This window comes from Varibaculum cambriense, assembly GCF_032557235.1.
GTDB classification, from domain to species: domain Bacteria; phylum Actinomycetota; class Actinomycetes; order Actinomycetales; family Actinomycetaceae; genus Varibaculum; species Varibaculum cambriense_C.
In genome coordinates this window covers 201,804-216,826 of sequence record NZ_JAWGMB010000002.1, presented here as the reverse complement: position 1 = coordinate 216,826, position 15,023 = coordinate 201,804, and the positions used below count along the sequence as shown (strand labels likewise).

17 protein-coding genes are annotated in these 15,023 nt (G+C 53.9%); 16 read left to right on the top strand and 1 reads right to left on the bottom strand.

Annotated elements, in window-relative coordinates; all coding sequences use genetic code 11:
- Nucleotides 1-9: 9 nt before the first annotated feature.
- The 15 genes from E6072_RS02775 to E6072_RS02705 all read left to right on the top strand — a co-directional run bounded on the left by E6072_RS02775 (nt 10) and on the right by E6072_RS02705 (nt 12,981).
- Nucleotides 10-1,053 (top strand): inositol monophosphatase, encoded by a 1,044-nt coding sequence (locus E6072_RS02775; protein WP_316693562.1) that lies wholly within the window; start codon nt 10-12, stop codon nt 1,051-1,053.
- A gap of 288 nt (nt 1,054-1,341) precedes the next feature.
- Nucleotides 1,342-1,833: a 30S ribosomal protein S16 gene (rpsP, locus tag E6072_RS02770; protein WP_278605839.1), complete on the top strand. Its 492-nt coding sequence runs from the start codon at nt 1,342-1,344 to the stop codon at nt 1,831-1,833.
- Between the two features lie 2 nt (nt 1,834-1,835).
- Complete coding sequence (locus E6072_RS02765; protein ID WP_022864074.1) at nt 1,836-2,084, top strand: RNA-binding protein; 249 nt, start codon at nt 1,836-1,838, stop codon at nt 2,082-2,084.
- Nucleotides 2,085-2,174: 90 nt separating this feature from the next.
- Complete coding sequence (gene rimM, locus E6072_RS02760) at nt 2,175-2,660, top strand: ribosome maturation factor RimM (protein ID WP_316693561.1); 486 nt, start codon at nt 2,175-2,177, stop codon at nt 2,658-2,660.
- Between the two features lie 20 nt (nt 2,661-2,680).
- Nucleotides 2,681-4,075 carry a tRNA (guanosine(37)-N1)-methyltransferase TrmD gene (gene trmD / locus E6072_RS02755; RefSeq protein WP_316693560.1) on the top strand — a complete coding sequence of 465 codons (1,395 nt, stop codon included), beginning with the start codon at nt 2,681-2,683 and terminating at the stop codon, nt 4,073-4,075.
- A 135-nt stretch (nt 4,076-4,210) separates the two neighbouring features.
- Nucleotides 4,211-4,561, top strand: coding sequence for a 50S ribosomal protein L19 (gene rplS, locus E6072_RS02750; protein WP_022864071.1), 351 nt, complete (start codon nt 4,211-4,213; stop codon nt 4,559-4,561).
- Nucleotides 4,562-4,655: 94 nt separating this feature from the next.
- On the top strand, nt 4,656-5,408 hold the full coding sequence (gene lepB, locus E6072_RS02745; protein WP_316693559.1) for a signal peptidase I: 753 nt from the start codon (nt 4,656-4,658) through the stop codon (nt 5,406-5,408).
- A 1-nt stretch (nt 5,409) separates the two neighbouring features.
- Nucleotides 5,410-6,249, top strand: coding sequence for a ribonuclease HII (locus E6072_RS02740; protein WP_316693557.1), 840 nt, complete (start codon nt 5,410-5,412; stop codon nt 6,247-6,249).
- A complete protein-coding gene (locus E6072_RS02735) occupies nt 6,246-6,551 on the top strand; it encodes a DUF2469 domain-containing protein (RefSeq protein ID WP_022864068.1) in 306 nt (101 codons plus the stop codon). The genes E6072_RS02740 and E6072_RS02735 overlap by 4 nt, the downstream gene beginning before the upstream one ends.
- Nucleotides 6,552-6,660: 109 nt before the next feature.
- Complete coding sequence (locus E6072_RS02730; RefSeq protein WP_316693555.1) at nt 6,661-7,224, top strand: redoxin domain-containing protein; 564 nt, start codon at nt 6,661-6,663, stop codon at nt 7,222-7,224.
- 2 nt (nt 7,225-7,226) lie between these two features.
- Nucleotides 7,227-8,783 carry an alkyl hydroperoxide reductase subunit F gene (gene ahpF, locus E6072_RS02725; RefSeq protein WP_316693553.1) on the top strand — a complete coding sequence of 519 codons (1,557 nt, stop codon included), beginning with the start codon at nt 7,227-7,229 and terminating at the stop codon, nt 8,781-8,783.
- Nucleotides 8,784-8,943: 160 nt separating this feature from the next.
- Nucleotides 8,944-9,312: a YraN family protein gene (locus E6072_RS02720; protein WP_316693551.1), complete on the top strand. Its 369-nt coding sequence runs from the start codon at nt 8,944-8,946 to the stop codon at nt 9,310-9,312.
- A 1-nt stretch (nt 9,313) separates the two neighbouring features.
- On the top strand, nt 9,314-10,867 hold the full coding sequence (locus E6072_RS02715) for a YifB family Mg chelatase-like AAA ATPase (RefSeq protein ID WP_316693549.1): 1,554 nt from the start codon (nt 9,314-9,316) through the stop codon (nt 10,865-10,867).
- Between the two features lie 30 nt (nt 10,868-10,897).
- On the top strand, nt 10,898-12,067 hold the full coding sequence (dprA, locus tag E6072_RS02710; RefSeq protein ID WP_316693548.1) for a DNA-processing protein DprA: 1,170 nt from the start codon (nt 10,898-10,900) through the stop codon (nt 12,065-12,067).
- Complete coding sequence (locus E6072_RS02705; RefSeq protein WP_316693546.1) at nt 12,046-12,981, top strand: tyrosine-type recombinase/integrase; 936 nt, start codon at nt 12,046-12,048, stop codon at nt 12,979-12,981. The genes dprA and E6072_RS02705 overlap by 22 nt, the downstream gene beginning before the upstream one ends.
- Before the next feature lie 171 nt (nt 12,982-13,152).
- On the opposite strand, the gene E6072_RS02700 is transcribed toward E6072_RS02705, so the two are convergent.
- Entirely contained in the window at nt 13,153-13,698 is a 546-nt protein-coding gene (locus E6072_RS02700; protein WP_316693544.1) for a M23 family metallopeptidase, read from the bottom strand.
- Between the two features lie 420 nt (nt 13,699-14,118).
- Between E6072_RS02700 and rpsB the strand changes: the two genes are divergently transcribed.
- Nucleotides 14,119-15,021 (top strand): 30S ribosomal protein S2, encoded by a 903-nt coding sequence (gene rpsB / locus E6072_RS02695; protein WP_316693542.1) that lies wholly within the window; start codon nt 14,119-14,121, stop codon nt 15,019-15,021.
- Nucleotides 15,022-15,023 lie beyond the last annotated feature (2 nt).

Here is a 15,023-nt window from a genome sequence, read left to right as displayed (position 1 = left end):
ATGGAAGCTATGAGCACTTCAGGAATGAGCCTTGACCACGCATTGATGATAATCGCGGGGGAGGCCGCACAGCAGGTAGGGGTTTACCTGCGCAAAGCTTTTCGTGCTCCTTTGGAAGTGTTCTTAAAAGCTGGCATTCATGATCCGGTCACTATCCATGACCGCTACGTGGAAGCCAGGCTGCAATATCTGCTGGGCACTTCGGTTCCGGGATCCCGGATTTTGGGGGAGGAAACCGGGGAACACGTCCTCGATAAAGAGAAAGTAGCTGCCGCTGAGGCAATAACGTTAGAGCAGATACAGCGCGCTAGCCTTGAACAGTCACGTCGAGCGGGGTCTAAACAGATTTTGACCGACGAATTTGCCTGGGAACAAGCCCAGCCCTCCCAGCGTAAAGAGGCAGTGGGCACCGCAGAACTCGCTCAAGCAGAAGAGACGGTCAAAAATCTGGGATCTCGGGTGCGCTGGATAGTAGATCCCATCGATGGCACCGCCAACTTCGCCGCCGGGATACCCTATTTCAACACTTCAATCGGGGTAGAACTAGACGGGAAACCGGTGGCCGGGGTGATTTATGTACCTTATACTCGCGAGCTTTTTATCGCCGATGCACATAAAGCAATCCTCTACGAGGGGGAGCGTGCCACCCCAATGTGCGCAAAGAGTGCCCGGGTTGAAAATGAAGGAATCATTACCGGATATTTCCCCTTCCGTGATAAAGATCCCCAGCGAGTAGAAAAATCTTGGCAATTGGCCGGCAAGCTGGCTAACGCGTACGCGACAGTGCATTCTCCTGGTGCCGGAGCCTTGGATCTGGCGCATGTGGCGGCGGGACATACTGCGGTGGCTTTTGGAACTGCAATGCGTCCCTGGGATGTGGCTGCCGGGATCCATCTAGTGCGGGTAGCTGGGGGACAGGTACATACCTATGAAACTGCCCGTAACCGGGAAGATCCAGAGCATTTGCGGGGCGCCTTTGTGGCCAGTGCCCGCGATCTGGATCCCCGCACGGCGCGGGTGGCGGTAGAACAATTCCTTTGTTCTTTCAAATGAAAAGGTCGCGGCGGCGCCGAGGATCAGGCACGGGGAAACAATAAATACGGTCTTTCTACTAGGTTTTCTGCCTCTGAAATCAAAACAGGTGTGAAACTGCTCAAAGATGCCTAATCGCCGGCTTTTAAAGTGGAAACTATCAGCTAAATTCTGGCAGAATGGCTAGTTGTACCGGGCCAAGACACCCCCTCTCTGTGTGGCGGCCTTGTCTCGAGAGCTTGATCCAGGCCGAATCCCACCGGCTAGGGCGGGCACTCAACAGTCAATAGAACAGGAGAAACCACAAAAGTGGCAGTTCGTATTCGTTTAAAGCGTGTTGGTAAGATTCACTACCCGGTCTACCGGGTGGTAGTGGTAGATAGTCGCAAGAAGCGTGACGGTCGCGTAATTGAAGAGGTTGGACAGTACAACCCCAACGAAGAACCGTCCTTTATTCAGGTCAAGTCTGACCGTATTCAGTACTGGCTTGGCGTAGGGGCGCAGCCCTCGGACGCAGTCCGCCGGTTGCTGGTGCTCTCGGGTGATATTGCCCGTTTCAACGGTAAAGAAAACGTTGAAAGCTGGATTAAGACCAAAGAAACTCTCACCGCCGACCAGGCTCGCGAAAAGAACGTGAAGGCCGCCGCGGACGAAGCGCAAAAACGCAAAGCCAAGGTCAGCGAAGAAAAAGCTAAGGCTGAGGCAGAAGCAGCAGCTAAAGAAGCCGAGGAAGCTAAAGCACAAGAAGCGGCAGAAACCGCAGAAGCTGAAGAAGCTGCTCCCGAGAGTGAGGAAGCCTAAACATGTTGGCGGATGCGCTAGAACATCTAGTTAGTGGAATTGTCGATCACCCGGACGATGTGCGGGTGGATGAACGCAATATGCGGCGCGGCAAGCTTCTAGAAGTGCGGGTTAATCCGCAAGATCTCGGACGCGTAATCGGCCGGGGAGGTCGCACCGCGCGGGCACTGCGCAAAGTTATGGGTGCGCTGTCCACTCGCGGTCCGGTTCGGGTTGATGTAGTCGACACGGATCGTCGTTCGCGCCGGTAGAGACAGTTTTTAAAGGCGAGCCCCATGAAGATTCATGGGGCTCGCGCTTTATCTGCAGGTATATTCAGGGATGTATCTAAGGGAGAAAACATGGAAATGGTAAAAGTTGGGCAGGTAGGTCCGGCGCGGGGTCTTAAAGGAGAGGTACTAGTGCGTCCCTTTACTGACTATCCCGCCGAACGTTTCCAAGCGGGGGCAACTCTTACTACCGCTGCCGGGGAAGAGTGGACGGTGGCTTCCTATCGGGAAATAAAGAATCGCTGCTGCCTAACTTTTTCCCATATCAATACCCGGGAGAGCGCCGAGGGTATTAGAGGTACCGAATTGTTCGCCCCCGAGATATCTCGCGAAGGGGAATACTCACCTAGCCAGCTAGAAGGATTTTCGGTAATCAGTGCCGAGGGAGAAACCTTGGGGGAGTGCACCGGGCTAGAAATCGGGGGATTCCAAGATCGCCTGCAGGTGAGTACTGGTGCCGGGCAAACAGTGGAAGTGCCTTTTGTGAAAGCCTTAGTAACCGGAATTGACCTGGAAAATCGGGTAATTACCGTGGATGCCCCCGCGGGACTGTTTTAAGACAGCGGAAAGGCTCCCAGATGCGGATAGATATTATTTCGATTTTTCCCCAGTTCTTTGATTGCCTAGATGTTTCCCTCATGGGCAAAGCCCGCTCTAGCGGGATTTTGCAAATCCATACCTGGGACTTGCGAGACTGGACCGAAGATGTACATCGCAGCGTGGACCGCGCCCCCGCGGGCGGGGGCGCGGGGATGGTAATGAAACCCGATGTGTGGGGCAAAGCCATTGATCAAGTAATTGACCAGGCAGGTGCGGCTAAAACGGTGTTGGCGATTCCTACTCCTTCGGGAATTCCGCTCACCCAACGGCAGGTGCGGGACTTGGCAGCCACTACCGAGCATCTGGTGGTGGCCTGCGGGCGTTATGAAGGTATCGACCAGCGAGTCAGCCAGTACTATCAGCAGTTGCCAGGCGTAAAGGTGCTACCTTTTTCTCTGGGTGACTATGTGCTAAACGGCGGGGAAGTAGCCGCCGTTGCCCTGGTAGAAGCCACCTGCCGCCTACTGGATGGCTTTGTGGGCAACCCCAGTTCCTTGGTGGAAGAATCCTATGAACTGTCTGGCTTGTTAGAGTATCCTGCCTATACGCAGCCGGCCACTTGGCGCGGCCTCGATATTCCTGCGGTTTTACTCAGCGGGGATCACCAGAAAGTTAAAAAATGGCGGCGTCAGCAGTCTCTAATGTTAACTGCCCAGCGGCGTCCCGATTTAATCTGGGAGCTAACTTGCGACGCCCTCGAAAAATCTGATCGCGAAATCCTGGCTGCCCAAGGATTCCTGCCTGCACCCTATCTCGAGCGGGTACGGTTTCGCCGGGCGCAGCCGGCAGAGGCGGCTACCTGTTCAGCTCTAGCTTCCCGCTTATTCCCGCAGGCCTGCCCGGATTATTTACCCGCAGATGCCATTAACCGCTTTGTAGAAGAAGAACTAAGTGAGCCGGCTTTTAAAACCTATCTAGCGGATCCGGGAACTGTAATTATCTTGGCGGAAGTTGTTCCCGCCGCTCCCGCGCAAGAGGATACCCCTTGGCAAGCTGCCGGCTACACCCTAACCCAGGGGGGAGACCCCGGATTTGTGCCGCCGGAAGAAAACCTGGTGAAAGCAGTAGGTGACAACTGTGCCTACCTGTCTAAATGCTATCTGGATCAGCGTTGGCACGGCTCGGGGCTGGCCGGCGCGATGCTAGAAGTAACCCACGCACATCTACAAACACACTTCCCGCATCTAACCAAGATTGGTTTAGGGACTAACCAGGGAAACCGGCGGGCTCTAAAGTTTTACCGCCACCACGGCTACCGCAAATGCGGGCGCCGCACCTTCCTAGTAGGCGGAATCGAAAACCGAGATGTGATAGCGGTTAGGGATTTCACAACCCGCAAAGTTCCGTCTTGGGCGCAAAACGTGGCACAATAAGCAAGGTTGCATAAGTAGGCTGCGAAACCTGCCGCAGGGGGCCGCAAATGCCGCTTAGCAATGCTAGATACGCCGGCTAGACCGGCCCGATAGCTGACGTTACCTGCGGAACGAAAGCAATATGAGGAAACTACATTGAATATCATCGATGAGATTAACCAGAAGAGCCAGCGCTCGGATCTGCCTGATTTCCGCGCCGGAGACACCGTAAAAGTAAATGTGCGCGTTACCGAAGGTGGAAACACTCGTATTCAGGTATTCCAGGGGGTAGTAATTGCCCGCCACGGTAAGAAACAGCCGAACGCTACTTTCACCGTGCGCAAAGTTAGCTTCGGGATCGGGGTAGAACGTACCTTCCCGGTAAACTCGCCGACTATCGAATCGTTAGAGGTAGTAACCCGCGGCGATGTGCGTCGCGCTAAACTCTACTACCTGCGTGAACGTCACGGGAAAGCGGCTCGCATTAAAGAGCGTCGCGACTCCTAATCACGCTAATTAGTAATCGGCTCTGCCTGTAGGCAGAGCCGATTTGCTATATGTGGCATGATGGAAACGTTGATTAAGGGCGGGAGATAAACGTATGAAAGATGCGCGAGAGTCAAACGATTTAGGGCTGCCGGGGACAGGGATCCCCGCCCCAAATAGTGGCCGGCGCGCGCGTAAGACTCCCTCCAAATGGTGGGTGGTGCTGCGCGAAACCCTAATGATGGTGTTCGTGGCATTAGCTATCTCCGCGATAATCAAAGCTTTCTTACTGCAAGCCTTCCAGATTCCGTCCTCTTCGATGGAACAAACTCTGCAAATCAACGACCGCATTATCGTTTCCAAACTAGTGCCTGACTACCGGCAACTTAACCGCGGAGATGTCATCGTTTTCCAAGATGACGATAACTGGCTGAAACGTAATGCGGATACCCCGCGTCCCTCCCTGCCAGGAAAATTGCTGATTTGGGTAGGTCTGCGCCCTGACGACTCCCAGAATCACCTCGTGAAACGGATCGTAGGGCTGCCAGGAGATCGAGTGCAATGCTGCGACACCAACGGCAGGCTGAAAGTTAACGGAGTAAGCGTAGACGAAAGCGGGTATATCAACCCGGGAAGCGCCCCCTCCTTAATCAAATTCGATGTGACTGTTCCGGCCGGAAAGCTTTGGGTGATGGGCGATAACCGTTCCAATTCCGAGGATTCGCGTTTCCATATGAAAGAGCCTTCCCGGGGGTTCGTTTCCCTGGATCAAGTCACCGGACGGGCATTCGCCATTATGTGGCCGATAAATCACCTGTCGACGATCAAAAATACCGATGCTTTCGCGGCGGTTCCGCCCGCTCCCTAAAATGGCAACCATACCTTCCCGCGACCTGGAACTATCTCTGCTCAAACGCGCCCAAGACCGCTATGGGGCGGGCTCATTTCTACCAGGTTCTGTTGCTAAAGTCCCTTCCTTACAAATGCGCTGCGTTGGCGGCATTGACGAGGTCGGCCGCGGGGCAATCGCCGGGCCGCTCGCGGTAGGGGTAGCGGTAATCGATGGCACCGAGGGAGAGCCGCCTGCCGGTTTAACCGACTCAAAACAGTTAACACCCCGGCGGCGAGACGCCATGTTTGACGAGCTCTCTTCCTGGCCAGCAGCCTGGGCGGTAGGAATGTCCAGCGCCGAGGAAATCGATAAAGAAGGACTAACTCCCGCTTTACGGATCGCCGCCTTCCGCGCCCTTAAAGCCCTGGGGCAACAGGGCTTTTCGCCGCGACTGCTACTTTTAGATGGCAGTTTTGACTATCTGTCCGCTCCCGCAGATTTATTTGCGGAAGCCAGTGCGAACCAGCCGGCACCGGCGGCGAGCGCGTCCTCGCAAATGGAAATCCCGCGGGAAGTTACCACTGTGGTAAAAGGTGATGGCAAATCGGTAGTTATCGCCGCCGCCTCCGTGCTAGCAAAAGTTACTCGAGATAGACTAATGAGCGACCTATCCGATCCCGGATATGGTTGGGCAAAAAACAAAGGCTACGCGTCCGCGCAACATCTGCAGGCAATTGCGCAATTGGGGCTAGATTCGTCTCATCGTCTCAGTTGGCATTTGCAGGGGGTAACCTCTGCATCTTTAGCTAGAGCCTGGCGGGTTCGCCGGGAAAAACGGGTGCAGCCTCCGCTAGTTTTCAGCACGCAGAAGGGATGACATTGGGCATTGAAGATCTAGAGGCGTACGAGAATCATCAGGAACTTGCCCTGTTTCGCGAATACCGTGACGTGGTTTCCATTTTCAAATACGTAGTGGAAACCGATCGCCGATTCTACCTGGCTAACCAGGTAGATGTGCAAATGCACAACAATGGTGGGGACGTTTTCTTCGAAGTAACTTTGCAAGATGCCTGGGTGTGGGATATTTATCGTCCTTCCCGCTTTGTTAATCGGGTAAAGGTTTACTCTTTCAAAGATATAAATGTCGAAAAGCTGCCCGAATCGGAAATAACTATCTAGAATCCGGGTTCGCTTTCGGCATTTACCTAACCGGGGTAGCAAGTGACTGTTACCATATAAGAGAACTACTAGACAGCTAACGATTGTAAAAAGGCGAAAGAGGCTGACAGTGTCCAAAATTAATACTGTAGCGCCGGACTGGTCCGGGATAGCGTTCTACAATGACTCCTTTGTCGATGTTTCCAGTGAAGATTACCGCGATAAATGGGCAATTGTTTTTTTCTACCCGGCAGATTTTTCCTATGTTTGCCCCACCGAGCTAGAGGATCTAGCTGACAATTACGCCCAGCTACAGCGGATGGGGGTGGAGGTCTACTCGGTTTCTACCGATAAGCATCATTCCCATAAAGCCTGGCATAACAGCTCAAAACGGATTCAAAAGATTTCTTTCCCCATGGTGGCTGATCCTACCGGCAAGATTTCTCGGGGTTTTGGAGCTTTAGATGAAGAGTCCGGGTGTGCCTATCGTTGTACTTTTCTGATTGACCCCAGCGGGATTGTTCAATACGTGGAAACCACTTCCGATGCAGTAGGACGTAGCGCGGGCGAACTACTGCGGAAAGTGCGGGCAGCTCAGTATATTTACGATCACCCCGATGAAGTATGCCCCGCTAATTGGGATTTGGGTGAAAGTACGATCACCCCGACTTTTGATCTGTCCGGGAAGCTATAAACATGTTAGAAGAAAAGATACTTGATCAGGTAAAACAAGTTATCGGGTTGATTAAATACCCGATTGAACTGGCTACTTCGCTTGACTACAGTGAACAATCCAAGCAGACTTCCGAGATTTTGCACCAGATTGCGGGATTATCGGACTTGATCCAGGTCAAGTGGGAGGAAAATCCGCGCAAACCTTCCTTTGCCATCCGGCGCGTGGATTCTGATATCAGCGTACGGTTCGCGGGGGTACCGACCGGAACCGAGTTCAACAGCTTTGTGTTGGCACTGCTGCAGGTAGGTGGGCATCCAGTAAAAGCAGATGAGGACATTATTACCGCGATCAAAGAGATCGACGAGCCCGCCGAGTTCACCACCTATGTTTCGCTTTCCTGTATGAACTGTCCCGATGTGGTACAGGCCTTAAATGCGATGGCCGTGCTTAATCCCCTGATTAAACACACCACTGTAGATGGCGGGACTTTCTGGGAAGAATTCGAGCATCACCATCTGCAGTCAGTGCCTACAGTGATAAAAGATGGGGAAGTATTCCTGCAGGGCAGGGTAACCCTCGAGCAGATTGTGTCCAAGATTGGGCGGGGAATGACCGGGCTGCGACTCAAGCGATTGAACGCCCTGGATCCCTTCGATGTGCTAGTTGTAGGGGGCGGACCTGGGGGTACTGCGGCCGCGGTTTATGCTGCTAGAAAACAATTGCGAGTCGGGATGGTAGCCGACCGGATTGGCGGGCAAGTCCTGGAGAGTGGACAGATTGAGAACCTGATTACTCTCGAGCGGGTTCAACCAGAAGAGTTAGCGGGGACTTTCCAGGCTAACCTACGCGATTACGCGGTGGATCAGATCAGTGGGATTCGGATAGAAAAAATCGGGGAGCGCGGCGAGGACGGCTTAATCCCGGTCACTACCGAGGGCGGGGCTCTGCTGCGGGCTCGCAGTGTGGTGATCAGTGTAGGAACCAACTTCAGACGCCTAGACATCCCCGGGGAAGAACAATACTTAAACCGGGGGGTTACCTTCTGTCCGCACTGTGATGGTCCGCTATTTGCTGACCGGAAAGTAGCGGTGATGGGAGGCGGAAACTCAGCGTTAGAAGCAGCGATTGACTTAGCGGCTCTGGCGCGGGAAGTTACCGTGATTGACCTAGCAGACCGGCTGAAAGCCGACAAGGTACTGGTTGATCGGCTCCAGGCGCTGCCTAATACTAAAGTTATCCATTCAGCCAATGCCACCAGGGTGCTGGGGGATGGTCATCGCGTAACCGGCCTCGAATACCGTGACGCCGCAGGCCAGATACAGCAATTGCATTTGGATGGCATTTTTGTACAGATCGGATCGATTCCTAATACCGATTGGTTGCAGGGAACGGTGCAATTGGAAGATGGCTATATCAAGGTAGATAACCGGGGTGCGACTTCGGTGCCGGGGATATTCGCGGCTGGGGATTGTACTAATACCCCCCATAAACAGATTGTGATTGCCTTGGGAGCTGGCGCTAATGCAGCACTGAGTGCCTTTGACTACCTGATACGCACTCCGGAACAAGCAGACTAGCCTAGGATCCGATTATTTAAGGCGAGTACCCGTGCAACTTTTTTGGGTGCTAGCGCCTGACCTGGCGATTTTGCTTGTCCACAGGGAAGCTATTTGCTGGTTTTCCTTGAGCGCAAAACAAAAAGTTTAGTTCCCGGTTTCAACAGGTAATCCTTAAGGAATGGGAACGAAAAACCGCGAAATCGGTGCGGCCGGGGAAAAACTTGCCGCCCGCATGCTTAAAGACAGCGGATATCAAATAATCGAGCGCAACTGGCGGTGTCGCTTTGGGGAACTCGATATTATCTGCCGGGATCCCCATTCGGCAGGTCTAGTTTTTGCGGAAGTAAAAACCCGAACCACCCCGCAATATGGGGGTGCGAAGCGGGGAATAGGGCGCGAAAAATATCTCCGCTTACGTCAATTAGTCAGCTTGTGGCTCAGCTGCCATCCCGAAGTGCGGCCAAGAGGCGGGGTGCGCATCGATATGATTGCGATCGATGCTTCCGAGGGAAAAGTGCCGGTGGTTACCCACTGTCGGGGGATTTAAAATGCCACAGATCGGAACTTGTTTTGCCCTAGGTATGGTGGGGTTAAGTGGCCACCTGATTAAAGTAGAGGCACACCACACCCAAGGTTTACCGGCGTTTGCACTGGTGGGATTGCCGGATGCTTCACTTAGAGAATCCCGGTCACGGGTGGAGGCCGCGATCGCTTCTACAGGTCTGCGTTTCGAACCCACCCGGTTAACGGTTAATCTTTCACCCGCGGAATTACCCAAGACTGGCTCCGGTTTTGATTTGCCGATTGCACTGGCAGTAGTGGCTTCGCGCTATGCCGGGGTACAAAAACGCGCAGCCGGGATGGTGTTTTGCGGGGAGCTGGGCCTGGATGGACGGGTCTACCGGGTAAAAGGAATCTTGCCACAGGTTTTGGCGGCGCGCCGCGCGGGCTTCAAGAAAGTAATGGTGGCCTCCGAGGCAGTTACAGAGGCATCACTGATTGAAGGAATAGAGATTATCGGGGTATCTCACCTGGTAGAGGCGCTACATTATTTAGGGATGCGAAAAATGAAGGCTCAGGTCGCAGAACTTGCAGCCGCAACCGCGCCAGCGAAACCGAATCTGCCTGAGAAGTCTATCCCAGATGATCCCCCAGATTTACAGGAGGTACGGGGAGCTTTTCTTGCTCGAAAAGCATTAGAGATTGCAGCCGCCGGGGGTCACCACCTGAGTTTTATTGGGGTTCCCGGAGCGGGGAAAACTATGTTGGCACGTTGCCTACCGGGGATTTTACCGCCGCTTGATGATGAAGAAGCTCTAGAGGTAACTTCTATTCACTCCTTAGCGGGTACTTTCATACCTGCTCAGGGACTGATGCGGTGTCCTCCCTTTATTGCGCCGCATCATTCTGCTACGTTACCGGCGTTAATCGGAGGAGGTAGTGGTATTGCCACTCCCGGCGCGATTTCCTTAGCGCATCGCGGCGTCCTCTTTCTTGATGAAGCTCCCGAGTTTCAATCCCGCAGTTTGGATGCTTTAAGGCAACCTCTCGAAACTGCAAAGATCACGGTACATCGCTCCCGAGCGGTAACCAGTTTTCCGGCTGCATTCCAGTTGGTGATCGCGGCAAATCCGTGTCCTTGCGGGATGTGGGGGCAGCTGGGACAAGAGTGTAAATGTACCCCTTATCAGCGAGTACGCTATTTAGCCAAGCTTTCTGGTCCCCTGATGGATCGCATCGACCTACAGTGCCGGGTAGAGCGCCCTAAAATTACTGATTTAACCACTACCGAAGTTCCAGAAAGCAGCAAGATCATCCGCGAGCGGGTATTAGCTGCCCGTAAGCGCGCGCAGTGGCGCTGGAAAGAGCAAGGAGTCGCCCTCAATGCGCGGGTTCCCAGCCGGGTTTTGAAGCACACGCTCGATGCGGGCATGAAAGAACGTCTGGATCGGCTGGTGGGGTCGGGACGGATCTCTATGCGGGGAGCTGACCGGATTTGCCGAGTAGCCTGGACGATTGCTGATTTACGAGGACGCGACAAACCCAACCGGGAAGATTTTGGTTTGGCCTATTCACTTAAGAATTCACAGCGCCCCAATTAACGGGGACGAGTTGTGGAAAGAGAGACAAGTATGGATGATAACTACCAGTACCGTCTGGCCTGTGCCAGTTGGTCCCGGCTTACTGAGGCGGGTGATCCGGCAGCCGATTTACTCCTTAATGAACTCGGTCCGGTTGCCGCGTTACAAATTGCCCGGCGCGCCGCCAGTGATGATCCGGAGCGCTGGCACACTTATCTTCCGGTAGAACTTTTGCGGCGCACCGGCACCGATAAATGGGATAAGAGTTTTGCCCGGTGGCGCAGCCGCCTGGAAGTATTGGACTTACCGGCTCTAGAAAAGCTATTAGCAAAGGGGCGTTTTAAGTTAGTTACTCGCCGAGATTCTGATTGGCCAACAGCGTTTAATAACGTCAGCAATGCCCCCTGGGCTCTGTGGGCGATCGGGGATACCTCGCTAATGAACCGGGACTCCGGCAAAACCGTAGCGATGGTGGGGGCGCGCGCCGTTTCCGCCCTCGGACACGATGTCGCCACCGAACTTGCTTGGCGCTGCGCTAGCGAAGGGATCAGCCTGGTATCCGGGGGTGCTTACGGGGTGGATTGTTTGATTCATCAGGCGTGTTTGCGTGCCTCGGCTCCCACGATCGCTCTACTGGCTGGGGGGCTAGATCGTCCTTATCCGGCTGCAAATAGTGACCTGTTTAAACAGATTTCTCGCAGTGGTCTGTTACTCAGTCAATACCCACCCGGGGCGCGTCCCACCCGCTGGCGATTCTTAGATCGCAATCGCCTAATCGCGGCACTATCAGCCGCAACCGTAGTGATCCAGGCTGGTTTTCGGTCGGGAGCGCTCAATACTGCCCGGCATGCGGTAGAACTAGGCCGCCAGGTCGGGGCAGTGCCCGGGCCGATTAATCAACCCGAATGGGCAGGTTCCAACCAACTAATTAGAGACGGCGCTACTTTAATTAGCGGTGCCGAGGACGTTTTAGAAATGATTGCGCCTCTCGGGACGGTAACTACTGAAAGAGGCCGAGTGAAAAGCGGTTATCTCGATGGTTTGGATCCTTTGAGCGGGCGGATTCTGGATGCTACTCCGATGCGCAGCCCCGCCAATATAGAGGCAATTGCGCGTGCCAGCGGGGCAGCTATCGAGGAAGTTGTCGCGGCAATGGGTAACCTGGAAATGGAGGGGCGAGTGATTCAGGTAGCCGGTAAATGGAAAAAGGCGGGGGTCTAAGAATGCGAGCAGTCAAACGGGGGGAAGTACTCGAAGATTATCGCCACTATCTGAAATATGCGAAAGCATTCTCTGAAGCCTCAATAAAAGCATATCTGGCAGATTTGCGTGGATGGCTGGATCATTGCCACATCAAAGAAGAACAATCGATTCTGCCTGCCTGCTCCTTGCCGGCGGCGCGTAACTGGTTAGCGCACTTGCGTGCTGCAGGGCAATCGAATACCACCATTGCGCGAAAGATAGCTGCGCTGCGTGCCTTCTCTAAATGGGCAAAACAAAATCAAGTGGTGGAAACGGATTTTGCGAAACAACTTCATACCCCCAAGACTGCTAAAAACCTGCCCCACTTGCTGTCGGTTGACCAAGCAAAACAATTGCTTGCCTGGTGCGAAAGTCAAGCAGGTAGTGATGCGGTCATGGCTCGTGATTGGGCGATTTTCGAATTGATTTATGCAACCGGGGCGCGGGTGGGAGAAATATGTGCCCTACTTCCAGCAGATATTGATTTCGAAGCCCGCACCGTACGCCTGTGGGGCAAAGGGTCAAAAGAGCGAATAGTTCCTTTCAGCCATCAGGCCGCGAAAGCCCTTCACTTTTACCTGCAAGCGGCGCGAGACGAGCTACAAAAGTCCGCTGCGAGCGATGCCCTCTTTTTGGGGGCGCAAGGGGGAGCAGTTTCGGAAAGGATCGTGCGGGGACGTTTGCACCGCGCCTGTGCCTTAGCAGGAGTACCCGATTTAGGGCCGCATGGTCTGCGCCACTCAATGGCTTCCCATATGTTGGAGGGCGGAGCGGATCTGCGGGTAATCCAGGAAATGTTAGGGCACTCTGCGCTGTCTACAACTCAGCGTTATACCCATGTAGATGCGCATCGCATCATTGGTGCTTACCAGCAGGCTTTTCCCCGTGCCTAAACTGCCTAAAAAGTGTTTTTCGGTACCGGTAGTATGGGCATTTATTGCCGGTTTTCTCTCGAAGAAGCTCGCGACTGGGTAGCTGCAGACAGTGGCTAGGTAGCTGCAAATACCAGGACAGTAATCCCCGGGTTAATCCCCGGAAAACCGGGCAGATACTAGCCCCTGATTTTAGGGATCGGGCAGGAGCCGGATAGGTCCCAAGATTAACAGTAGGGGATTTAGATAGTGATGGTCATCAATCTTGGCTCCAAAATGCAAACCCGGGTGCCCCGCCTGCAGGGTTCCAATCTTTTGGCCGGCTGCTACTGCCGTTCCCACGGTTAAATCACTTTTAACCGGGGTATAGGTGGTACGTATCAGCGCTGAATGTTTAATCGAGATGCTGGGGCTGCCCGCGATGGTTCCCACAAAAAATACGGTTCCTCCGCGCGCGCTATAAACCTCACTGCCTGCCGGAATGTTTAGATCAACTCCGCGGTGCCCGCTTGCCCAGGGGGACGCCGGGGGATTGAAGGGACGTAGAATTTTGACGGGAGAGCGACTCGGCCAATGGTAGAAACCAATTTCGCCGGATAGTTGTCGCAGATCTACCAGCTGGGCGTTACCTGTGGGGTGAACGGCAGTCGGAGCCGGCGGAGCAGGAGCGGATGCCAGCAGACAAATGGCGGATAGCGCCGCTAAGAGTAGCAGTGGCGGGGGAGAAGATCGCTTCATGTCTTACACCTTGAACGCGGTAAGCCCTGGGGGAAACTCCTTAATAACTTGGTAAGCAAAAGCGATAACTATTCGCCAGTGGGGATAACTAGAAAAAGTAATCCTACCGGTACCATCTGGGAAACTGTCAGCAGGTTAACACTGTTCAGTGCCTCTTTCAGCTTGGGGTAGGCCGTGATTTCCCGCTAAGCTAGCTCTTAGCACCTGGCTTGCCAGGTGACTTCGCGTACGACTACCAGCCCAGCTGGGTCACGCTGGCTTCGGTCCTGTTTTTGGTGGGATCTCTTTAGGGGCAACCCGAAAGTGATTTCTACTGGCTGAAACAGGTGTCAGCGGACGTCGTGCCAGGAACCGAATGGAAACCGTAAGCGGGGCATATAGCCCCAAAATATGTGCGCCTTAGCGCACTGAAAGGAAGTCATGGCGGTAGTAACCATGTCTGAGCTGCTGAAGAGCGGCGTACACTTTGGACATCAAACCCGGCGTTGGAACCCCAAGATGAAACCCTTCATCTTGACTGATCGCAACGGTATTTATGTAATCGATTTGGCGCAGTCTCTCGATGGCATTAATCGCGCCTACGATTTCGTGCGGCAAACCGTGCTGCGCGGGGGAAACATCCTCTTTGTCGGCACCAAGAAGCAAGCCCAAGACTCCATTGCGGAGCAAGCTGAGCGGGTAGGGATGCCCTATGTTAACCAGCGCTGGTTGGGCGGAATGCTTACCAACTTTGGGACTGTGCACAAGCGTTTGCAGCGTCTAAAAGAACTTGAACAAATCGATTTTGACGATGTAGCCGGTTCGGGGCGCACTAAGAAAGAACTGTTGATGATGAGCCGCGAGAAAGACAAGCTTTCCCGCACTCTAGGGGGTATCCGCGATATGGCGCGTATCCCCTCCGCTGTCTGGATCGTTGATACCAATAAAGAACACTTGGCAGTGGCGGAAGCCAACAAGCTGAACATCCCGATCGTGGCGATTCTGGATACCAACTGTGATCCGGATGAGATCGAGTTCGGCATTCCCGGCAATGATGACGCAATTCGTTCGGTAGCCTTGCTGACTCGGATTATTGCTGATGCCTGCGCCGATGGCTTAATTGCTCGCTCGCAAAAGGCGGCAGCTAAGAAAGAAGCTAGCGAAGAAGGGGCTTCCTCCAGCGAAGAATCCGCTCCGGCCAGTGATGAACCTTTGGCTGATTGGGAGCGGGAACTGCTAGAAGGTACCGCAAATAGCGAAGAGGGCGAAGAAAAGAAAGCCGAAGAGCCGGCAGCTCCCGCGGAAGAGGAAGCAGCCCCCGCCGAAGCAGAAAAGTCTGAATAATC